Here is a 22,822-nt window from a genome sequence, read left to right on the forward strand (position 1 = left end):
GTTTGTGGAATTAGTAGGAATGAAGGAGGCGATTTTCGTGCCATGGAATATGAAAGACTATCCGGAATCACTGAAAAACTTCGATCCACTTGTAAAAAAGAAAGCGATTGATATTGCGAACGCATTACTCGCGCAAGGTTACTCCGAGACGAAAGCGATTCCCATTGCCACCGAGCAAGCGAAAAAGTGGCATTCGGATGCGTCGGAGGAGGAAAAACAAGATTTTGAAGACGCCCCAAATCCGAAAAAGTCAGATCAGCACTAAACGTCAACAACCGGTCGGATTATCCGACCGGTTGTTTTGCTTGATAAGAGGCTTTCATCTCTAAATAGAGACCTGAGATTGCCGTTTGAAGATATGGCGTGACAAAGATGTATGCCAGGCCACCAGTGAGGAGCACAATCGCGTACCAACCGATAAAACTTGCAAATAGTTTTAACATCGTTTGCTTGTGCCCTTTCATCATCTGTCGACTCTTACGCATTGCCTGAAACGCTGAAAGGTCAGGCTCATCCCGCATGATGAACGGAACAATCCGATACGTCAAATAAAACCAGACACCAGGTACGATCAGCAGGAGCATCAGTACGTTTAGCCCTAGATAAAATACCGCATAATAGACCACGGCACGTGAATAGTCTTTCAGGGATCCGAACGATTCAATCAACAATCCGAACGTCGGCTTTTCATCTTTCGCTACCTGAAGAAACACCCAATTTTTCCCGAGCTCGATGGGAGCGAGCAATACCGTTGCCCCGTACAAGAGTGCCACTGAAGTAAGAAGAACTTCAGGGTCGTCCGTCGAGAGATCAAGACGTGTCGTAATCATCGCTTGAATGACCATGACCGTTAAGACAACGAGTAATGAGATACCCCACTTCCCTGATAGCATTCGTAGCGCATATTGTTTGTAAACGGAAGATTGCATGAATTCACCTACATTTGTTGTTTTCTCTCATTATAGCAAAAAAACAGTCTTTCGACTGTTTTTCGCCTTGGTTCACCCTCGAAGTTGTTTGAATTTCACTTCATCGAGCTCTCCGTCCGTTCGTACCCCATTTCCGATATGAACCATTTCAACATCCAATCGTTCTTGTAGGACAGGTAATGTTTCCACATGGATTCCTGCGCCAGGCAAGAGGGTCATCTCGGCTACTTCATGTAGTCTGGCTAATGAGTCGATTCCGTCCAACGCGGTGTCAGCACCACCTGACGTCAACAAGATATCCACTTCTGGATATTCGTTCAACACTTCAATCGCTTCCAACACATCACGTGATGCATCAAACGCTCGGTGGAATGTGAGTGTCATTTCCCCTTTATGCTTAATGACTTCTCCTAAAATGCGTTCATCGATTGCTCCGTCCTGTGTCAGCGCACCGAATACGATGCCGTTCACACCTAACTCACGGCACAGACCGATATCCGCAAGCATCGTTTCAACGTCATCCTCGTTATAATAGAACGAGCGTGTATGTGGGCGAATCATCACATGTACGGGAATCGAAACGTGTTCAACCACATTCCGAATCGTTCCGAAGCTTGGCGTAATTCCTCCGTTATCCATGTCGGCAATCAGCTCAAGCCGATCTGCACCGAGTTGTTCTGCCCGTATGGCTTCTGATAGTGTTGTGACAATCACTTCAATCTTCATCTAATCGCTCCCTTTACGGCGCGAACTTCCAGTCCACACCATGTTCGGCTAGAACGCCTTTAAAGTCTTGAGGTTCCGGAAAATCAGAGATAATCGCCGTCACCTTCGAAAAGTCACAGACACGATACCGCTTCTGTTGATTTAATTGCGTATGGTCTGTCAATAAGAACGTCTCGCGACTTTGTGACATCACCGATTGTGTGATACTCGCTAAACCGAACGCATCACAAGTTAATCCAAGCGACGAATCGACCCCTTCAACGGACAAAATCGCAAGATCGAACATATAGGTTTGAAGTTGTCCAAGGACTTGTTCACCCGTCGTCACGAGATGCTTAGGGTCGATTGTACCACCTAGTAATTGAATTTCGCCACCAAGGACACCTTTCGCCCGTTGTTCAAACAAAGCTTTCGCAACAGTTAACGAAGGAGTGACCACTGTGACATTCCTACCACGAAGCCGTGCTGCCACTTGTTCAGCAGCGACACCGTGTCCAATGTAAAGAAGCGTATCATCTGGAATTAATTGAAAAGCCGTATAAGCAATACGACGAATGCCGTCCATGTTCGCAATCACGATTGGTTGAAAGGACATGCTTTGATGAAGGACCGCTCCCCCGTACACTCGTTTAATGCGATGTTCTTTCTCTAATTCTTCTAAATAACGTCGAATCGATTCCCCTGACACGTTCAATCGTTCGATCAGTTCGCTCGTTTTCACTTTTCCTTCCCGTTCGATCCATTCGACAATTTTTTGTTTACGTTCTTCACCGATTAAAGACACGTCCCTGCCTCCTCCACAAAAATCTTTCCTTTTCTAGTGTAACGAACGCATGTAAATTTAACGTAAATTGAAAGTAAAGAACGAGCAAATCCAACATGTTTTTGTTTCTTTTTTGTGTAAATCAACGACAATGCACAAAAAAAGGCACGTCATCTTTGACGTACCTCTCCATTCTCATTTCGTCTTGTTTTGAAAAAGTGGAACTTTCGGTTCTTCTCCCGCTCGAATTCGTTGCCAATTCGTACGATGTTTAATGATGATGAATAATGCCAAAGGTACGATGACAATGAGTGGTAACCAGTCTTTCGTCAGCAAACTGTATGTCGTCGCCGTGATGAGCCCCACAACTGCAGCAGCCATCGAGGAGAGGGATACCATGCGCGAAATCAATAGCGTTATGATAAATGTTCCAACAACAACGACAAAGAACCAAGGGAACGCGGCCAACAGAACGCCACCGCTCGTTGCGACCGATTTCCCGCCTTTGAATTTCGCAAAGATCGGATAAGAATGACCAATCACGGCCGGAATCCCGGCGAGAAGCAAGCTCATCTCACTTCCAAATAGCAGCGGCAATAAGGCGGCGATAAGACCCTTTCCTATGTCGCCGAGGAGGACCAAGATGCCAGCCTTCTTTCCAAGGACACGGAACGTATTCGTCGTCCCGAGGTTGCCGCTCCCATGTTCACGCACATCCACTCGATATCCGAGCTTTCCGATGATGAGTGCAAATGGAATGGACCCGAGTAAATAGCTTAAAATCACAATCAAAATTTCTGTCATATATGGCATCGCAATACCCCTTACTTCATAAATTCTGCAATATACCGATCATATGGCTGATTCAATTCATGCACTCGTTTCGCATGCTCAGTACCGATATACCGTAAATGCCACGGCTCATACATATATTCGGTCTCATTCTCAAACGCTTTCTGATAACGAATGATAAAACCATACTCATGTGCATGATCCGCTAGCCATTTGCCCTCAACCATCTCACCCAGATTTTGAGTGAGTTGATAATTCACAGAGGCACTCGATACGTCAATGGCAAGACCTGTTTGATGTTCCGAATGGCCAGGCGGTGCGGAATATTTCATAGCTTGCTCTTTTCCGTCCCGTTCGACATATGCATTAAATAGGTTGACTTGATAATCGTAAGAACGAAACGCACTCGTTCCTTTTAAATCGATTCCATCCGCTTTCGCACCTTTCATTAATGCTTCAATTGCGCGTGCCGCCTCTTTTCGTAACATTCGACGTTCGCCGACTGTTGAATCGACAAAATCAATTTTCGCTTCCACCAAATCGCTTGGTTGGTAATCAGAAGGCAATGCAATTTGCTTGTTTACTAGAATCAATTCATCTAAATCCAAATTAGCCATTCCATTTACCTCAATCGGTTGAACAGCTTTCGCAGGCTCTTCTTCTGCAGGTTCTGTTGGTTGTTCAACTATTGGCGCATCCTCTGTAGGTTCTTCTTCAGTAGGTGACTCCCCGTCCCCTACATCTTCCTGATCAACATTCGGTTCATTTGGTTCAGTCTCTGGTTCATCTATTGTTGGTGACTGTGTCGTTGGTTCTTTCGGTTCAACTTGCTCGTTTGTGGTACAACCGGCTAACATGAACGTCAAGGCGCCGCAAACCATCAAAAGTGATGGATAACGCATGCGATCTTCCCCTTTCTAGATAACAAAAAAGTACCGTCAAGATATGATACCATACTGACGGTACGAAGACAGAAGATTCTTAGACAGGATTCATGACGTTCAAGTACATCTCATGCCATTTCGGGAATTCCCGATCGAGACGAATCGGTTTGAAATCACCACGTTTGACGACTACGTGCGTCGTCGTCGCTGTGCCGACCAGTTCTCCGTGTTGATTCGTCAATTCGTAACCATAAATCGTTCTGATTTTGGAGTATTGATCGACCCAAACACGAACATGAACCGTATCACCATACGTTACGCTTCGTTTGTAATCCATAGACACGTTTGTGACGGGTGATACGAATCCTGCCTCTTCCATGTCTTTATATTCGACACCGAGTTGTCGCAACAGTTCGGTACGTGCAATTTCTAAATAAACTAAATAGTTGGCATGATAGACGATTCCCATCATGTCCGTTTCTTGGTACCTTACTGGAATTTGAACCGTATGCATTGAATCATCCTTCTTTCCTACTCCTAGTATATTATAACTTACTCTTAATATCTACTACTAATAATTGTTGAAGAGCTAGTTCATCCTCTTCTTCATTCACGAGTCGATATGACTGTCGGGCAATCGATTCATCGATGACGGAGAGGGCCGTCCGTGCATTCGCATGTTGGATATCGCTTAATCGACTCGCCAATGCATCAGTCGCCTCTTCATTCATCTCATACCCAAATTGATTCGCATAGTTTTTTGCGATTTCAACTAACTGTTCCTGAGAATAATCATTGAAATGAATAGTTCGTTTCATTCGACTGCTCAGCCCTGGATTCGATTCAATCAATCTGCGCATCGGCCCTTCATATCCTGCAAGGACGACCACCAAGTTCTCACCGTGCTTTGGCATCTCATCCACGAGCGTATCAATCGCTTCCCGACCGTAGTCGTTTGCCCCACCGTTCAGACTATACGCCTCATCAATCAGTAAGACACCACCGAGCGCATCACGAATCGCTGCTTTCGTTTTTTGAGCTGTCTGCCCTACATAACCACTGACCAAGTCCGCACGACTGACGACATTCACATGCCCTCGCTTTAAATAACCTGTTCGTTTCAACATCTGAGCATACAAATAGGCAAATGTTGTCTTCCCAGTCCCACTGTTTCCAGTGAGTGTCATATGAAGTTGGACTGGTGCCGTTTTTAAGCCGAGCGCCTTCCGTCTCTTCTGAATCTCAACGAGTGCTTCGATTTCTGCTAGTTGTGCTTTCGCCTCTTCCATGCCTACAAGATCGTCTAAGGAAGTTTCGCCCGAGTCGTCCGAAGCCTGCTCGAAATCCTCTTCTGTTAATAATGCCATCTCGTCGAGTGGGGCGTCTGCTCCGAAACGAGATCCTTTTTTGAACATCGCATCGAGTAAAATATTATGAACCGTACGGGCGTTACCAAACGATGAGTCGACCCGTTCCCGGTCAATTCGAGTAAGGAGTGCGCGCTTCGCTCCCTCGGTCAACACATAATTATTCTCCTGTGCCACTTTTTCACCAATAGCGACCAATTCCTCATCACGATAGTTCGGTAACTCGTAGTGATTCGATTCAGGAAAGCGTGAACGTAATCCAGGGTTTGCCAATAGAAAATGACGCATTTCTTCTGGATAACCCGCTAGAATGACGACAAACTTGCCCGCATATTCCCCACTCGTCATCGCTGCGACAAGTGTATCAATTGCCGCTTGCCCATAATCACTTCCGCTTGAATCTTGTCGCTTCAACGCATATGCCTCGTCAATGAACAAGACGCCACCTTCCGCTTCTTTCACTTTGTTCATCACTTGCTCTTCTGTTTGTCCAACATACGCGCCAACTAAGCTAGACCGATCCGCCTCGACGAGGTCTGGACGGCTGAGAAGTCCGAGTTCAAAGTAGATTTCTGCCATGAGCCGTGCCAAGGTTGTCTTACCGGTTCCTGGGTTACCAGTGAAGACGAGGTGTAAAGAAGGCTGATGCTTAGAAGAAAATCCAGCTTTTTCTCTTTCTTTTTGGAATAGTAGAAAACGATACCACGCCTTCACACGTTCTTTAATATCATCGAGACCGATCATTTCCTCAAGCGACTCAATCGCGCTCGAACGAGTTTCGATATTACGTTCCGGTAACAGTTCACAGATCGTATCTAGTCGTTCTTTAACGAGTCCGACCCGTTCCCCGAATCGACGGAACGCTTCCCGACTAAAATAATTCCCTTGCATCGATGCCAATAAGGAAGCAGTATCATCCTCAAGGGAAGCGACTTCCTGCATTGCCTCGATAATCGCCTCAAACAGATTCTCAAGCTGCCCTCGCCATTCTGAATCACGCAAATCTGACTTTGCAGCTTCCACTTCATCGTGAAGTTGATCGAGCTGATCGAGTAACGCAGATGTCTTCGATTCGTATTCAGTCAAAATTTGCACCTTCATCGAAGCATAGTCTGCTTCCCGAAGTGTCGGCCAATCGATTTGAAGCGCCTGCTTCGCTCGACGTAACTGTTCATTCAACTGAAAGAACCTCAACTCTGGAGGTAACGCATTCATCGACTCTAATTCTTTCACCCAGCGGTTGAGCAACGGATCCATTGTCCCTTTGTGTTCGAGACGGTGTGTCGCAAGTAACGTCAGGGAACGAATCAACTCTTCCTGGTGATGCGTGGCACGAGACCAATGTGCATAGGATAGTAACGCTGCCTCATCAATCTTTTCTCCAGCTTCCCAGTTCGTCAAATCCGTTTGGACTTGTTCCACTTGAATTTGTTTCATACTGTTCTCCCTTTCAGACGACAAGGGAGCCGACATCATGTCTGCTCCCCATCGGATTATCTTGATTCAAAAGATGTCATCCGAATCGAATGGAATAACTTCCCGTTATTCCGCGATTCTGCCGCGAGCAAGATTCGTTCATGCGCATCGACATAGTATGTGACTGTCTCTTTATTCTCTTCTTCACTAAAAATCGATGGATAGTTTTTAATCCATTCTTCCGGGACCGTCTCGGCAGATTCAGATTTCACGTAGGCTTGTGCCGTTCTACCGACGATGTCTGTTTCCCCTTCACTCGAACCGAGTGTTCCATCATCTAACCATTTACGAATCTGTTCGTTCGTGGCACGTGATAAGAATGGATGAGGGGCTACGGCTCCTGATTGAGTTTCCTGACGAAGAATCTCTTCTCCATCCGGGTCAAATTCTAAATACGTTTTTCCGTCCCATTCTGCTTTGGCGCCAACGTTTGGACCCGTTACGACTTCTGAGACGAAATGCCCGTCTTCGTCATACGTGACGACATATTCTCGTTCCTCAAGTTCTTCCCCTTCTTTCGGAAGTTTACGCTCCTTGTATCCGATGACGACATTTGAATAGAAAGGTTCGACCTGTTCTTCTTCTCCAGCATTGAAATTCATGAGTACATAGAAATTGTAAGCGAGTAATGCCCCGACAATGAGGATGCCGGCCAATATCACCCAGCTTAACCGTTTTTTTATCTGTTGTTTCATAGCCTATCCTCCTCGTTTCTTCACTTACTATCCTACACTAGCGAAGAGGACAATCAAAATATTTTCAACTAAAAAAGGGCCTCTAATGAGACCCTTCCCAATTTAACCTAGTTTATCGTCGTCTTTCTTTTGCATTTCAATCCATTTATCTCGTTCGTCTGGTTCGTCGGCCAAGTCCTTGAACAAGGCAACAATCATAAAGATGAGAACGAATATGAATGGGAACGCCGCAAGAATGGCAACAGCTTGTAACGCATCCAACCCACCCGCGTAAAGAAGTACGGCAGCGATGGATGACTGGATGACACCCCAAGTCAATTTAATTCCCATCGGCGGAACGAGCTTCCCGTTCGAAGTAAGCATACCGAGTACATATGTCGCGGAGTCGGCAGATGTGATAAAGAAAGTAGAAATCAAGAAGATGGCGACGATACTGAGCACAGTACCGAATCCGCCAAACGTTTCAAAGAGGGCAAAGAGGCCAACTTCAGTCCCAATCTCATTTACTTTACCAATCAAATCGTAGCCACCGAACAAGTCAGCCCAAATGGCCGATCCACCAAAGACAGAGAACCATAACAGACCAAATGACGTTGGTACAAGCATGATTCCAATGATAAACTCACGAATCGTACGTCCTTTTGAGACACGGGCGATAAATGTTCCGACGAATGGTGACCATGAAATCCACCAAGCCCAGTAGAAGATCGTCCAACCGTTGATCCATTCACGTTCAACTGGCTCGAATGCAGCGGTACGGAAACTCATACCAGGGAGTTGTTGCAAGTATGTCCCTACTGTCTGTGTGAATAAGTCGAAAATGAATGCTGTCGGTCCGGCGAACATTGTCGCGACAAGTAACACGATGGCAAGGAAAATATTCGTATTACTCAGGATTCGAATCCCTTTTTCAAGACCGGTTGAAGCACTAATCATATAGAGGACTGTGACGACGGCGATGATGATCAATTGTGTGATGAAGGCGTTCGGTACCCCAGGGATGAGATAATGAAGGCCACCGGCAATCTGTTGAGCACCAAATCCGAGTGATGTCGCCACCCCGAATGCTGTCGCGATAACCGCAAGAATATCTACCGTCTGTTTAACAGGCTGCTCATAACGATTGTGTACCAATGAACCGATTGTTTCCCCAATCGTTGCAGGGCGTCCTTTTCTAAATGTCGAGTAGGCAATGGCCAGTGCGATCATGGCATAGATGGCCCACGGATGGAAACCCCAGTGGAAAAACGCATAGCGCATTGCTGTTCGTGCGTCCCCTTCTGGTGTCAGTGAAGAGAATGGTGGTGAATGGAAGTGAAGCAACGGCTCTGCTGCTCCCCAGAAGATTAGACCAATCCCCATCCCAGCACTGAATAACATAGCGAACCACGTCAAATAGCTAAATTCAGGTCGGTCCGTATCTTTTCCGAGACGAATCGAACCGTAACGTGAAAAGATTAAGAAGATGGCAACTAGTAAGAAACCAGTCGCGCTCAAGAGATAGAACCAACCCATCCCGTTTGAAAGCCACCCTTGTAATGTGCTCGTCACATTGATGAGGCTAGCATTTCCTAATACGCTCTCAGGGAAGAGTCCCCAGATTGTGAATAAGCCAGTTATGATTGCAGATACGACGAACACGGTCGTCACACGGCTTTTTCGTTCCATGAAAAATCACTCCTATTTAATTTTCTATTTTCATATACGTTTTCCACCCTAACATACTTTTTAAACAAGTCTCAACCCTAACTGTCTACAAATGTGTCGTTTACTGTAAAACAGATAGGTGTCTTGTCATGAATTTGATTCTTTCGGTTCAAGGGATACAATCAACGTCTCATCCACCACATAATACGGCCTCGTTGGTAACGTCTTTAAATAACCACCCTCACGTAATCGAGTCAAATCGAGCTGTAGTGCATCTTGAAATTTTCGCAACGGTAATTTTTTTTCTTCATCCATGTACAAATCGAGGGCACGTTGAACTTGATCCATCTCATAAATGACATCTCGCTCTTCTTCCGGTACGATATGAAACGTCTCTTTTGACATATAGAAACGTTGTTTCGGGACACCGGATAAATGATGTTTTAATCGTTTGGTGTCGATTTCTTGCGTGTCATCTAACAAGACGGTACGATTGACCCCTTTCGGTAACGTCTGTTCATATTCATGGATGGCTTGTCGCAATTCGGAAAGCGTCACATCGATCTCGCGATCGGATTCCACTTCTTTTTGTTGCGTCAAACGTCTCCACCAACTACTTTTCCCTTTCTCCTCTCGCTCCATAAGCACACCCCTCCCTGTCTTCCTGTTCCCGATTCCTTTAAAACTTTCACCATAAATTTGCATATTCATGAAAAAAACCTTCCTTTTTTCAAAGGAAGGTATGATTGTCTGAGACTTATTTCAATTTGTTACGGAGAACCATTTGCAAGATTCCACCATGACGATAGTAGTCGATCTCAACTTCTGAGTCGAAACGTGCGATGACTTTAAATTCAGTCACCGTTCCGTTCTCATGTGTCGCTTTCGCGTTTAAGATATCACGTGGACGAACCGACTCGTCTACTTGGATATCGATTGCTTCCTCTCCAGTCAATCCGAGTGATTCTGCTGATTCACCTTCTAAGAACTGAAGCGGGAGGACACCCATCATGACAAGGTTTGAACGGTGAATCCGCTCAAAGCTTTGTGCGATGACGGCACGAATACCAAGGAGGTTTGTCCCTTTCGCTGCCCAGTCACGAGATGATCCCATTCCGTAATCGTTTCCAGCGAGGACGACAAGTCCTGTTCCCTGTTCTTTATACTTCATCGCCGCATCGTACATCGGCATGATTTCACCAGTTGGCCAGTACGTTGTGAAGCCACCTTCTGTACCTGGAGCAACTTGGTTACGAATACGAATGTTCGCAAACGTACCACGCATCATGACTTCATGGTTACCACGGCGTGAACCGTATGAGTTGAAGTCAATTGGTTCTACCCCTTTTGAAAGGAGATATTGACCAGCAGGTGTCGTTTTCGAGAACGATCCCGCAGGCGAAATGTGGTCAGTTGTGACCGAATCCGCGAACTTACCGATGACACGTAAGCCATTCAATGCATGAACCTCACCCGCTTCTGGCTCAAGTTGTTCGAAGAACGGTGGGTTTTGGATATATGTCGACTCATCTGAGAAATCGTACAAGTTTCCTTCTGGAACATCGAGTGCGTTCCAACGCTCGTTACCAGTGAAGACCGTTTCGTACTCTTTACGGAACGCTTCAGGTGAGACGACGTCTTGTACAACCATCTTGATTTCATCGTTTGATGGCCAGATGTCTTTGAAGTACACTTCATTTCCATCTTTATCCGTACCGAACGAATCATTCATGATGTCGAAGTTGACTGACCCTGCGAGTGCGTAAGCGACGACGAGTGGTGGTGACGCCAAGAAGTTCGCTTTCACGAGCGGGTGAACGCGTCCTTCAAAGTTACGGTTCCCAGAAAGGACAGAAGATACGAGCAAGTCGTTCTCCGTAATCGTTTCTTCGACTTCACGGTCAAGCGGACCTGAGTTTCCGATACATGTCGTACAGCCGTAACCGACCGTATTGAAGCCGAGCTCATCCAAGTAAGAAGTCAAGCCGGCCTTATCAAGATAGTCCGTTACAACTTTTGAACCTGGTGCGAGAGATGTCTTCACGTATTTTGGAACCGTCAAACCACGTTCTACCGCTTTCTTCGCAACGAGTCCAGCACCGACCATGACGTATGGGTTTGATGTGTTCGTACAACTTGTGATGGCAGCAATCGCGACATCTCCTGTGCTCATGTCGACCGCACCGTCTTCATAGTTGACAGTCGCCTTCTTCTCAAGTTCCGAACGGTCAAGTCCAAATCCGCTGTTTCCTGCCGGAGCGCTCAAGCTGTCGATAAACGACGTTTGAACGTCTGAGAGATTGATTCGGTCTTGTGGACGTTTCGGACCTGCAAGTGAAGGTTCAACTTTTGACAAGTCGAGCGTCAATACTTTCGTGAATGTTGGATCCGCTTGGTCTGGCGTGTAGAAGAGATCGTTTGCTTTTGAGTATTCCTCAACGAGTGAGATCAACTCTTCAGAGCGGCCAGTTGTACGCATGTAGTTCAATGTCTCTGTATCGACTGGGAAGAATCCACATGTTGCACCATATTCAGGAGCCATGTTTGCAATCGTCGCACGGTCTGAAAGTGGCATTGTATGAAGCGACGGTCCGAAGAATTCGACGAACTTCCCGACAACTTTTTCATGACGGAGCATCTCTGTTACGACGAGTGCCACATCTGTCGCTGTTACACCAGGGTTGACTTCACCGATGATTTTGACACCGACTACTTCTGGCACTGGGAAGTACGATGGTTGACCGAGCATACTTGCTTCCGCTTCGATTCCTCCAACGCCCCAACCGAGAACACCGAGTCCGTTGATCATTGTTGTATGTGAGTCCGTTCCGACGAGTGAATCCGGATAAGCAACTGTACCTTCAGCATCATTTTTCTCGAGGACGACTGATGCCAAGTACTCTAAGTTTACTTGGTGAACAATCCCCGTTGCCGGTGGTACGGCACGATAGTTGTCAAATGCCGTCTGAGCCCAACGCAAGAACTTGTATCGTTCTTCGTTACGTTCAAACTCGATGTCCATGTTTTTCATCAATGCGCCAGCGAAACCGTACGCATCTACTTGAACAGAGTGGTCAACGACGAGGTCGACAGGGATTTCTGGGTTGATTTTGTTCGGGTCTCCACCAAGGTCCGCCATCGCTTTACGAAGTGAAGCGAGGTCTACGACCGTTGGGACACCCGTGAAGTCTTGAAGAACAACACGTGCCGGTTTGAACGGAACGTCAATGTCTTTCGAGACGTCGGCAGTACCCCATTTTGCCAAGTTTTCGACATGCTCTTTTGTAATCGCGCGACCGTCTTGTTGACGGAGTACCGATTCGAGTAGTACGCGAATCGAATAAGGTAAACGACTGATGTTCGTTAACCCTTCTTCTTCTAACTTTTTCAAACGATAAAAATCATACGATTGCCCGTTCGCCTCGAACGTCGTCCGAGATGCGAAGGCGTCTAAAACATTCGTCTGTTCCATTGCAATTTCCCCCTTTTTGAAAGCGCCGACCACACGACAATGCGTAATCGCTTACTTTTCACATATTTATCATAATACAAGTATAGCGTGACGTAAAATACATTCCGTCACAAATTAGTCATAAGTAAAACTTATCATTATCTGAAACCTTCTCCGAACAATAAAAAACACCTCAAAAATGAGGTGTTCCTTGCTTATTCTTCCGTTCCAATCTCTTCGTTGACATCTAAAGCCTCTACGAGCGTCAAATCGTCAGCGTGACGTTCTGCGAACCGCTCGTACGTGAACTCGTTCGCGAACAGGAATACCGGGCGCTCCCAGCGGTCCGTAACGAGCATGTTACGTGAATCTTGGAATGGTTTCAACGCTTTCAATTCCTTGTCTTTTACCCAACGTGCAACGCTGTATGATACAGGTTCCATCCGGATGTCTACGCCATACTCATTGTTCAAACGATATTCAAACACTTCGAACTGGAGTTGGCCGACCGCACCGAGATAAATCTCATTGTATTCGTTGCGATAGACTTGGATTGCTCCTTCTTGGGCAAGTTGCTCCACACCTTTGTGGAAGTGTTTCGACTTGAGCGAGTTGACAGGTGATACACGCATGAATAACTCAGGTGGGAATGTCGGCAATGCTTCAAAGGCAATCTTTTGCTTCGATGTCGTGATCGTATCCCCGATTTGATACGTCCCAGAGTCATAGATCCCAATAACATCACCGGCGAACGCTTGGTCGACCGTTTCACGATCATTGGCCATGAGTTGAGTCGACTGGCTCAATTTAATTTTCTTCCCGGTTCGGGTGAGCGTCACATCCATCCCACGCTCGAACACACCTGAACAGATTCGAACGAATGCGATTCGGTCACGGTGTGCTGGGTTCATGTTCGCTTGAATCTTAAAGACGAACCCACTGAAATCTTCCGATGTCGGATTGATTGGGCCGACGTTCGATTTACGTGCCTCTGGAGCCGGAGACATCTCCAAATAATGATTCAAGAACGCAGTCACACCAAAGTCAACGAGCGCCGTTCCGAAGAATACTGGTGTCAATTTACCGCTTTGAATCGCTTCCACATCAATCTCATTCCCTGCTCCGTCGAGGAGGTCGATCTCATCGCGAAGATTCGTCAAGTTCTCTTCAGAAAGATGATCAGCGAGCACCGGGTCATTTACCCCGTCCTCACTTAGTTGAAGTGTAGACTTGTCTCCGCGGAACAAATGAACTTCATTTTTCATTCGGTCATAGACGCCCTCGAACTGCATCCCGCTCCCGATTGGCCATGTGATGGCAACAGAAGGCATGCCGAGTACTTCCTCAAGCTCTTCCATTAGTTCAAGCGGGTCTTTCGCCTGACGGTCCAACTTGTTCATGAACGTAAAGATTGGGATCCCACGCATCCGACAAACTTGGAATAGCTTTTTCGTCTGTGTCTCGATCCCTTTCGCGGCATCGATGACCATGACCGCGCTGTCGACCGATGTCAACACGCGATACGTGTCTTCTCCAAAATCGTTGTGTCCTGGTGTATCCATAATGGATACGACTTTGTCTTGATAGATGAATTGCATGACAGACGATGTAACTGAGATTCCACGTTGTTTCTCAATTTCCATCCAATCTGATTTGGCATGCTTTGAATTTTTGCGTGCCTTGACCGTACCGGCTTCACGAATCGCACCACCGTGCAAAAGTAATTTCTCTGTTAATGTCGTCTTACCCGCATCCGGGTGAGAGATGATGCCGAATATTCGACGTCTCTCGACTTCTTGTTTCAATTGGCTCATATAAGATAGACCTTTCCTTTCTCGACTCAGTTCATGCTTATTCTCGTAGCAACGCTATCTATTCTATCGAAATCGATTGAGTTCGTCTATCCTAACGAGACGTGCGCCTTTTGCAAATGGATTCTTTTTTGTATACTAACGTTGATAGCAAGTGAAAGAATAGAACGGGGGAAAGACGATGCCAGAAAACTGGATGATGTATTTCATTGTATTCTGGGGATTCGTCATGATTGGTCTCATGACGATTGGCGGGTACTTCATGTTTCGCAAGTTTTTAAAACGCATGCCGAAAGAAGATGGACGTTCCCTACTTGACATTGAAGATGATTATATAGAGAGAACCCGGCACCTATGGACGCCAGAAACACGGACGCTTTTAGATCGGCTCGTCTCGCCGGTTCCCGAATTGTTCCGTGACGTCGCCATCCGCAAAATAGCAGGAAAGATTGGTCAGTTTGCACTCGAATCGCGTGCGAAAAAAATGACAACCGAACTTGTCGTCAAAGGGTACATTGCCGCAACACCAAAGCGAGACCACAAATTTTTAAAAAAGGCGTTATCTGAAGAACAGATTGATTGGACACCTTATGAACATTATTTTCAGCAGTAGACTCTATCTCATTCAGATAGAGTTTTTTATTTGTCGAATTGTGCGATTTGCCTAATAGGTAAAAAGTACCTTTTATTTCACTATTTATAATATCAGAATAATGTTCAATTTTTAGACAATATTGAAAACGCTTACAATAAATTGGTATGACCAATATTGATATAATTTCTCTCATTTCGACATAAAAAAAAGGAATGACTCTCCTTATTTTCACACCGCATAATAAGTCTATCTTGTAGATTAGGAGGAATCATTATGCATGATGTCACACAAGCAGCACAGACGACGAGCCACCGTTCCGCTCACTCGATCACCGAACACGAGACGTTTCATCGACTGATGCGTGAAAAAAATCGCTTCATCGTCCCAGCCATTATTTTTTCACTATTGTTCTATTTCACACTCCCTATTTTGACAAGCTATACGACTATTTTAAACACGCCGCTCATTGGAGACATCACCTGGGCTTGGGCGTTCGCCTTTTCACAGTTCATCATGACTTGGACACTTTGTGTACTTTACAGTCGCCGTGCCCGGCGCTTTGACGCGCTCGTCCAACAATTAAAAGAAGAGGTGAAATCATGAATTGGACAGCCATCGGTCTCTTTACCGCAATTGTCGGACTCACGCTTGTGATTACATATTTTGCAGCACGAAAAACGAAAACTGCCAGTGATTTTTATACGGCAGACGGCGGTTTGACCGGTTTTCAAAACGGTCTCGCTATTGCAGGTGACTATATGTCCGCCGCATCGTTTCTTGGAATTGCGGGCATGATTGCACTCGCCGGATTCGACGGCTTCTTTTATTCAATCGGCTTTCTCGTAGCGTATCTCGTCGTGCTTTATCTCGTTGCTGAGCCGTTACGAAATCTCGGAAAATATACGATGGCCGATATGATTGCGGCACGTTTCAACAAACCAAGGGTACGCGGTGTCGCCGCGATGAATGCCATTGTCATCTCTATCTTTTACATGATCGCTCAACTGGTCGGAGCAGGTGCCTTGATTGAGCTGTTGCTCGGAATCCCTTATACGACAAGTGTTGTCGTCGTTGGGATCTTAATGACGGTCTATGTCGTTTTCGGTGGGATGACGGCCACTTCATGGGTTCAAATCACAAAAGCCGTGTTACTAATGATAGGAACGGCCATTATTTCGTTTTTAGTGTTCGCACGATTCGATTTCTCAATTGCGACGATGTTCAGTGAAGTCAGTAAAGCGACACCGCTTGGTAGTGACTTCTTAAATCCTGGGAACAAGTTCAAGCTCCCTCTTGATACGATTTCCTTGAATATGGCACTCGTTCTTGGTACAGCAGGACTTCCGCATATCCTAATTCGCTTCTTTACCGTCAAAGATGCGCCAACCGCACGTCAATCAGTCGTCTATGCAACTTGGATTATCGGTGCATTTTATATCCTCACAATCTTCTTAGGTTTCGGTGCTGCCGCATTTGTCGGACGAGATGCCATCCTTGCTGCTAACCCTGCAGGTAATATGGCGGCTCCTCTTCTTGCTCAAGCACTTGGTGGTGATCTTTTGTTTGCCTTCGTTGCCGCTATTGCATTTGCTACGATTCTTGCTGTCGTGGCTGGCCTCGTCTTATCTGCTGCTTCGGCATTCGCTCATGACTTTTACGGTCATATTATCCGAAAAGGAGAAGCAACTGAGAAAGAGCAAGTGAAAGCTGCTCGAATTGCATCTGTAGCAGTCGCACTCGTATCGATGGGGCTTGCCTTCTTCGCTCAATCGATGAACGTGGCATTTCTTGTTTCTCTCGCCTTCGCTGTTGCAGCGAGTGCGAACTTGCCCGTTATTCTCTTCACAATTTTCTGGAGACGCTTCAATACAGGTGGTGCGATTTGGGGAATGGTTGTCGGTCTATTCTCTTCGTTAATTCTAGTCGCACTCAGCCCGAACCTTTGGGCACCAGATGGGTCAGCCATCTTTGTTGGAGAAGCCCTATTCCCATTATCGAATCCTGGGATTGTATCAATTCCGCTCGGCTTTATCGCTGCCATAGTCGGTACGTATCTCTCGAAATCGGATGAAGTTTCAGGGAATTACGAACGCATACTCGTCAAGGCGAACACAGGAATCGATGCCGAGACAGAAGTTGCCGTTACTACCGAACAATAAAAATGGAGTGGCTCATGGCCACTCCATTTTTATGCGGTAACGATTCGTTTATATTTTTGATACATGGCGATTCGCCAAGGTACAATCATCCCCCAGGCAATCAAATAAAACAGTCCGCCTGTAGAAAAGAGATCGACATCGTGTCCAATCCACACTTTCATCGCTGTACGAATGGCAAGAAGTGCAAAGACAACGATGAAGAATGCTTTCGATCGTGACAGATAGACTTCACCGTCCCGTTTTTCAAAATTAGAAGTTTTGATTAAGAACAGGCTGAAAATCAATCCTACCGCGAGTGCCTCAGCGACCTCCACCCATGTCAGGCGAAACGCGGGAATCAAAAATTGAATCATTCCCGTTGACATCGCAAGCGGTGGGATTAAGATTTTTTTTGCATTGGTCGGTTTCGCAGAGGCTTTCACACGTACGAAGCTTGCCACGATCCCCATGAATAACGCGATGAGAGTTGATCCCCACAACATTGACATCTCGGTCAACTCCTTAAAATCCGGTGAATCCGACAAGTTCGCTCATCCAAGCAGCGAACCGATTCATACCGTCAAAATATAATAGTACGCCGAACGCCATCATCAAATAGCCTCCGACTTTTGCAACTTTTGCACTGTTTCGCGCTAAGTACTTAATTTTACCTACAAACGCGACCATTACAAGGAAGGGAATGGCGAAACCGATGATGTACGCCAACATATAACCAAAACCTTGACTCGGGTTAGTGGCGGCCAATGCAATCACACCCGCTAAAATCGGACCCGTACAAGGTGTCCAGCCGGCTGCAAATCCAATCCCAATTAATACAGTTCCAAAATATCCGCTTTTTCTTTCGCCGATATTCATTTTCTTTTCACGCATCATGAACTCTGGTTGCCATAGACCTGCTAAAAAGACACCAAATACGAAAATCAAGATGGCGCCGATCATGCGTAGACTGTCCTTATATTGGATAAAGACGTCTGCAAGCAATGAGGTCGATAACCCGAGGACAAGAAAGACAATTGAGAATCCAAACAAGAAAGAAAATGTGTGGAACCAGGCTGTACGCTGTTTCAATCCTTCATTTTTTAATTCAGATACGGAAACCCCTGTAATATACGAAAGAAAAACCGGATATAACGGGAGCGTACATGGTGACAAAAACGATAAGACGCCCGCCCCAAATGCGAGCCATAATGTGACTTCCATGACGATTTCCACCTTTCACGACCATTATAGCGAAAACCTATTTAAATTGCTCGCATCTTTTCTTTCAGACTCCAACATCATTTTGTAATTTTTGAAATGGAAATGAAACTTGTCATCTGTAAACGGAGGTGCTAAGATTTGGATATTCTAGTTCACAATATTCTATTTTATATGATGGGGGAACGAACGTGGCAGTCACCGCAGCAGATACTCTACACCAGGCCATTGAACAAAAACGTGATGAACTGTATAAAATCGCGTCAAAGCATTCTTGGACCTCACCTGAAGTCATTTCAGTTAGCCAAGAGCTTGACTCATTAATCACTCGTCATGTCCTATCAAAACATAAAAAAAATCAACTTCATTCTTGAAACTTGACGGCTCGTCACCTTGTGTGGCGAGCTTTTCCCATGGAAAAAAGGATACCTGAATAGGCATCCTTTCCAATTCAAGACATCAGACGTTGACCGGATTGTAATTCATACATCTTTTTATACAGTCCATCTTGCTTTAATAGCTGTTGATGATTGCCCCGTTCCACAATCTCACCGCGATGCAAAACCAAAATCAAATCCGCATCTTGAATCGTCGACAGGCGATGGGCGATTGCAATCGTCGTCCGACCACGGCGCATCCGATCGAGCGCGGTCTGTACACGTTCTTCCGTTTCGGTATCAATGGAACTCGTCGCTTCATCGAGAATAAGTACTTTCGGATTACGCGCGACCGTACGGGCAAACGCGAGCAATTGTCGTTCTCCGCTCGAGAACGTCGCGCCACGCTCTCCGACGACATGACCATAGCCAGCGTCCAGCTTCTCTATGAACGTATGCGCTTGGACGAATTCAGCAGCCTCCCGCGCGCGTTCAGAATCAATGGCCGGATTAAAGAGTTTTAAGTTCTCTTCGATTGTTCCGGTAAATAAGAATGGGTCTTGTAGGACAAGACCGACCTGTTGACGAAGCTCTTGCTCCTCGAACTGTTCGAGCGGTTGCCCATCAATCGTGATGCGACCTGATTCATAAGGATAAAATCGTGTCAACAAATTGATGATTGAACTTTTTCCACTCCCCGTATGCCCAACGAGGGCGACCGTCTCTCCAGGTTTCGCAACGAACGAAATCTGTTTTAATACGTCAACTTCTCCGTCGTAACTGAACGTCACATCTTCGAATCGAACTTCTCCTTCGGTGATGTGCGCTTCACCAGGCAACTGTTTACCAGGAGCTGGCTCATCCGTATCTAAAATTTTGAAGACACGGTCTGCCGATACGACCGCTTGTTGAAATTCGCTCAAACGTTGCATGATATCAAGCACCGGACGGAAAATACGTTCAATATAGCTGATAAACGCATATACGACCCCAACTTGAACCTGTTCACTCATCGAGAGTACCCCGTAATAACCGAGCAGACCAATGATGGAGAAGGCGAGAAGCAATTCGATAATCGGGCGGAGCAACATGCTATCGAGTTTTAAGTTTCGATATCGTGCCTCCTGATGTGCCTCATTCGTCTCTTCGAACTGACGAATGAGGCGCTCTTCTTGACGAAATTGTTGAATGATACCCATCCCATTGATCGATTCATTCAACTGGGCGTTGAGTTGTGACAACAAATCACGCACTTGTGCGAAATATTTCGTCGAGAAACGACGATACGCCCAAATGATGAGCCAGAAGAGAGGCAACAGGATGAGTCCCATCGTCGCGAGCGGTGGCTCCAAGATGTAGAGGAAGATATACGTCCCGATCAACTGAACAGTGGACTGAACGAACGTACTCATTACCCCTACGTATAGCTCTTTTACCGCCTCCGTATCATTCGTAATACGGGATACAAGGACGCCCGCTGGTGTGCGGTCAAAATAGGCGAGTCGCATCCCCATGACATGACGGAAGATATCCATCCGAATATTTTGGACAATCTTTAGCGCAATCTTTTGAAACGAAATCGATTGTAGATAATCAAACACGATTGCAGATACATGAAGAACCATATAGACGGCGAATAGAGCGATGACCCAGTTCGTCGGATAGACACCCGGTGTGACGAATTCATCGATGAATACTTTGATTAGAAACGGTCCTGCCAACTTTGCACCTGTCGCAATCAAGAGAAATACGAAGGCAACACTTAGCGGTTTTCCGTAACGTTTCGCGTAACTGAGCAGACGCTTGATGACTTGCCATTCTTGGACATCATGTTTCATCGTGTCCACCCCCTTCTACAATCGCTTCAAGTTGCTGACGATCATATGTCTCTCGATACCAGCCTGTCTCTTGAAGCAATGTCTCATGACGACCTCGCTGAATAATATTTCCGTCCTCAATCACGAGAATCTCGTCAGCATGTTCCACGGCGGAAAGTCGATGGGCGACGATGACGCGCGCCTGGTCCGGATTGCCGACTCGGAAATGCTCGATGATCGACTCTTCCGTTTTCGCATCGACGGCAGATAACGCATCATCTAAGATCAAGACATCAGCCGCTGTCATGAGCGCCCGCGCGATAGAAATCCGTTGTTTCTGACCACCTGATAATGTGACCCCGCGTTCACCGACGAGTGTCGCATATCCTTCCGGAAGTCGAATGATGTCTTCATGTACTTCAGCGACTTTCGCCGCCTCGATGATTTCTTCCATGCTCGCTTCAGGTCTTCCGAACGAGATATTGTTCGCAATCGAATCCGAGAACAAGAAATGATCTTGCGGCACGACCGCAATCTTATCCATCAGAAGTGACTTTTTCACTTGGCGGATGTTGATCCCGCCGATTGTAATCTTTCCATCTTTCACGTCATACTCACGTGTCAACAGACGGACAATCGTTGTCTTCCCCGCACCTGTTCTGCCGACAATCCCGATTGTTTTTCCACGTTCAATCCGAAAATGAACATTGTGGAGCACAACGGTCTCGTCATAGGCGAAGTTTCGAATATCGACTTCCACCTCTGAATGAGAGAGCGTCGTCGCAGCCATGCGGTCGTCTTGAATCTCAGGTTTGACGGCGAGCATTCGCTCAATCCGGTCGTAAGACGCGCGACCTCGCTCCACGATGTTAAACAACCATCCAAAGGCTAACATCGGCCACGTCAACAGTGCCAAATAAGCTGTGAAGCTGACAATCTGTCCAATCGTCAATTCTCCTTGTTCAATCAAGACGGCTCCATACCCAACCGAGAGGATATAAGAGAGTCCGACAATTCCGAAGATGGTCGGGTCGTATAAGGCATCAATCTTCGCGACTCGTACGTTTTTGGCCATGACTTCACTCGATAAATTCTCAAACGATTCCACATCCCGGTCGACTTCCCCCGTCGATTTTAAGACACGGACGCCACTGACACTTTCCTGTACTTTGTCATTCAATTCTGAAAATGCCGCTTGGGCGACCCCGAATCGGCTATGTAACATCTTTCCATACCGCGTCGTCAAAGCGACCATGACTGGTAACGGTAGCAAAGCGACGAGCGTCAACTTCCAACTGATTGTCGTAATCATCGTGATGATGACGAACGTCCCGAGTGTCACGCTATCGACGAGCGTCAAAATCCCCGCCCCCGCCGTCATCGATACGGCTTGTACATCATTTGTCGCGTGGGCCATCAAATCCCCGACACGTGACTTTTTATAAAACCGTTGATCAAGATCTGTGAAATGTCGGTATAGTTGGCTCCGAAGCATTCTTCCTAGTCGAATCGACGCGCCGAAGATAAAATAGCGCCAAAAGAAGCGAGCGATATAATTCCCAACCCCAACGGCGGCAAGTCCCCCGAGTAACAACCAAAGCGTGTTTGACGATAGCGAACCACGGTTGATCTCATCGACGATCCGTCCGATAATGCGTGGTGGAATCAGTTCTAGGCCAGCCACGAAGATCAGTAAGACAATGCCGAGCGCGTAGGTCTTCCACTCAAGACGCAAAAACCAAGATAACTGTTTAAATACACGAATGTGAAACGCCCCCCTTTGTCTTTAGATAAAGATTATTCATTAATCGTAGCGAAAGTTTGTTCGATTGTCTAACAAAAAGAGGAAACAAAAAAGCACTTCGGGAACCGAAGTGCTTTCGTGATTGATTATGATTTCTTTTCGTTTTTCATCTGCACGTTCATGGCGCGCATCACTTGGTTGACTTTCTTCTGTGATGGCTTTTGACCCATCTGCATCATCAACGTACGAATCATATCTTCATTGATTGGCGGGTTCTGTTCAAGGTAGTTCATCATGTATTTACGCGCGATGAAGAATCCGATCGCGATCCCCCCGATGAGTGCTGCCACGACAAGAAGAATCCAGAATAATGTACTCAAGGCTTTACCTCC

At 46.2% G+C, this 22,822-nt stretch carries 22 protein-coding genes; 5 read left to right on the top strand and 17 right to left on the bottom strand.

Going from position 1 to position 22,822, the window contains the following annotated elements:
* Window positions 1-37 precede the first annotated feature (37 nt).
* Complete coding sequence (locus tag KNO90_RS01010) at window positions 38-265, top strand: DUF2188 domain-containing protein (RefSeq protein ID WP_215112817.1); 228 nt, start codon at window positions 38-40, stop codon at window positions 263-265.
* A 19-nt stretch (window positions 266-284) separates the two neighbouring features.
* Here KNO90_RS01010 and KNO90_RS01015 read toward each other — a convergent pair whose 3' ends face one another.
* The 12 genes from KNO90_RS01015 to KNO90_RS01070 form a co-directional block, all read right to left on the bottom strand.
* Window positions 285-929 carry a DUF975 family protein gene (locus KNO90_RS01015; protein WP_214740860.1) on the bottom strand — a complete coding sequence of 215 codons (645 nt, stop codon included), beginning with the start codon at window positions 927-929 and terminating at the stop codon, window positions 285-287.
* Between the two features lie 72 nt (window positions 930-1,001).
* Window positions 1,002-1,655 carry a copper homeostasis protein CutC gene (locus KNO90_RS01020; protein WP_214740862.1) on the bottom strand — a complete coding sequence of 218 codons (654 nt, stop codon included), beginning with the start codon at window positions 1,653-1,655 and terminating at the stop codon, window positions 1,002-1,004.
* Between the two features lie 13 nt (window positions 1,656-1,668).
* Window positions 1,669-2,439 carry a DeoR/GlpR family DNA-binding transcription regulator gene (locus KNO90_RS01025; protein WP_214777371.1) on the bottom strand — a complete coding sequence of 257 codons (771 nt, stop codon included), beginning with the start codon at window positions 2,437-2,439 and terminating at the stop codon, window positions 1,669-1,671.
* Between the two features lie 174 nt (window positions 2,440-2,613).
* Window positions 2,614-3,231, bottom strand: coding sequence for a glycerol-3-phosphate 1-O-acyltransferase PlsY (plsY, locus tag KNO90_RS01030; RefSeq protein WP_483299283.1), 618 nt, complete (start codon window positions 3,229-3,231; stop codon window positions 2,614-2,616).
* An 11-nt stretch (window positions 3,232-3,242) separates the two neighbouring features.
* Window positions 3,243-4,112, bottom strand: coding sequence for a M15 family metallopeptidase (locus tag KNO90_RS01035; RefSeq protein WP_215112818.1), 870 nt, complete (start codon window positions 4,110-4,112; stop codon window positions 3,243-3,245).
* A gap of 79 nt (window positions 4,113-4,191) precedes the next feature.
* Window positions 4,192-4,608 carry an acyl-CoA thioesterase gene (locus tag KNO90_RS01040; RefSeq protein ID WP_012726439.1) on the bottom strand — a complete coding sequence of 139 codons (417 nt, stop codon included), beginning with the start codon at window positions 4,606-4,608 and terminating at the stop codon, window positions 4,192-4,194.
* 31 nt (window positions 4,609-4,639) lie between these two features.
* On the bottom strand, window positions 4,640-6,898 hold the full coding sequence (locus KNO90_RS01045; RefSeq protein ID WP_215112819.1) for an AAA family ATPase: 2,259 nt from the start codon (window positions 6,896-6,898) through the stop codon (window positions 4,640-4,642).
* Between the two features lie 56 nt (window positions 6,899-6,954).
* A complete protein-coding gene (locus KNO90_RS01050; protein WP_214740870.1) occupies window positions 6,955-7,632 on the bottom strand; it encodes a hypothetical protein in 678 nt (225 codons plus the stop codon).
* A gap of 102 nt (window positions 7,633-7,734) precedes the next feature.
* Window positions 7,735-9,300 (bottom strand): BCCT family transporter, encoded by a 1,566-nt coding sequence (locus tag KNO90_RS01055; protein WP_214740872.1) that lies wholly within the window; start codon window positions 9,298-9,300, stop codon window positions 7,735-7,737.
* 126 nt (window positions 9,301-9,426) lie between these two features.
* On the bottom strand, window positions 9,427-9,990 hold the full coding sequence (locus KNO90_RS01060) for a DUF3939 domain-containing protein (protein ID WP_251125770.1): 564 nt from the start codon (window positions 9,988-9,990) through the stop codon (window positions 9,427-9,429).
* Between the two features lie 46 nt (window positions 9,991-10,036).
* Window positions 10,037-12,751, bottom strand: a complete 2,715-nt coding sequence (gene acnA, locus KNO90_RS01065; RefSeq protein WP_214740874.1) for an aconitate hydratase AcnA — start codon at window positions 12,749-12,751, stop codon at window positions 10,037-10,039.
* Window positions 12,752-12,945: 194 nt separating this feature from the next.
* Entirely contained in the window at window positions 12,946-14,544 is a 1,599-nt protein-coding gene (locus KNO90_RS01070; protein ID WP_074033192.1) for a peptide chain release factor 3, read from the bottom strand.
* Window positions 14,545-14,722: 178 nt separating this feature from the next.
* On the opposite strand from KNO90_RS01070, the gene KNO90_RS01075 reads away from it, so the two are divergent.
* The 3 genes from KNO90_RS01075 (at window position 14,723) to KNO90_RS01085 (ending at window position 17,295) form a co-directional block, all read left to right on the top strand.
* Complete coding sequence (locus KNO90_RS01075) at window positions 14,723-15,154, top strand: DUF2621 domain-containing protein (RefSeq protein ID WP_214740875.1); 432 nt, start codon at window positions 14,723-14,725, stop codon at window positions 15,152-15,154.
* A gap of 255 nt (window positions 15,155-15,409) precedes the next feature.
* Window positions 15,410-15,739 (top strand): DUF485 domain-containing protein, encoded by a 330-nt coding sequence (locus KNO90_RS01080; protein WP_214740877.1) that lies wholly within the window; start codon window positions 15,410-15,412, stop codon window positions 15,737-15,739.
* Entirely contained in the window at window positions 15,736-17,295 is a 1,560-nt protein-coding gene (locus tag KNO90_RS01085; protein ID WP_214740879.1) for a solute symporter family protein, read from the top strand. Before KNO90_RS01080 ends, KNO90_RS01085 begins: the two co-directional genes overlap by 4 nt.
* 29 nt (window positions 17,296-17,324) lie before the next feature.
* On the opposite strand, the gene KNO90_RS01090 is transcribed toward KNO90_RS01085, so the two are convergent.
* Window positions 17,325-17,777, bottom strand: a complete 453-nt coding sequence (locus KNO90_RS01090; protein WP_214742379.1) for a CcdC family protein — start codon at window positions 17,775-17,777, stop codon at window positions 17,325-17,327.
* 19 nt (window positions 17,778-17,796) lie between these two features.
* Window positions 17,797-18,495: a cytochrome c biogenesis CcdA family protein gene (locus tag KNO90_RS01095; protein WP_215112820.1), complete on the bottom strand. Its 699-nt coding sequence runs from the start codon at window positions 18,493-18,495 to the stop codon at window positions 17,797-17,799.
* A gap of 188 nt (window positions 18,496-18,683) precedes the next feature.
* Here KNO90_RS01095 and KNO90_RS01100 point away from each other — a divergent pair, with 188 nt between their 5' ends.
* Entirely contained in the window at window positions 18,684-18,866 is a 183-nt protein-coding gene (locus KNO90_RS01100; protein WP_214740883.1) for an aspartyl-phosphate phosphatase Spo0E family protein, read from the top strand.
* Between the two features lie 77 nt (window positions 18,867-18,943).
* Here the strand turns inward: KNO90_RS01100 and KNO90_RS01105 are convergent, their stop codons facing one another.
* The 3 genes from KNO90_RS01105 to KNO90_RS01115 all read right to left on the bottom strand — a co-directional run bounded on the left by KNO90_RS01105 (window position 18,944) and on the right by KNO90_RS01115 (window position 22,810).
* Window positions 18,944-20,707 (bottom strand): ABC transporter ATP-binding protein, encoded by a 1,764-nt coding sequence (locus tag KNO90_RS01105; RefSeq protein ID WP_215112821.1) that lies wholly within the window; start codon window positions 20,705-20,707, stop codon window positions 18,944-18,946.
* Window positions 20,697-22,451, bottom strand: a complete 1,755-nt coding sequence (locus KNO90_RS01110) for an ABC transporter transmembrane domain-containing protein (RefSeq protein WP_215113285.1) — start codon at window positions 22,449-22,451, stop codon at window positions 20,697-20,699. The genes KNO90_RS01105 and KNO90_RS01110 overlap by 11 nt, the downstream gene beginning before the upstream one ends.
* 125 nt (window positions 22,452-22,576) lie before the next feature.
* The gene (locus tag KNO90_RS01115) at window positions 22,577-22,810 is read right to left on the bottom strand and encodes a YneF family protein (RefSeq protein WP_012726454.1); all 234 of its coding nucleotides are present in this window, start codon (window positions 22,808-22,810) and stop codon (window positions 22,577-22,579) included.
* Window positions 22,811-22,822: the final 12 nt, after the last annotated feature.

The sequence above is a fragment of the Exiguobacterium sp. s63 genome, assembly GCF_018617335.1.
Taxonomy (GTDB): domain Bacteria; phylum Bacillota; class Bacilli; order Exiguobacteriales; family Exiguobacteriaceae; genus Exiguobacterium.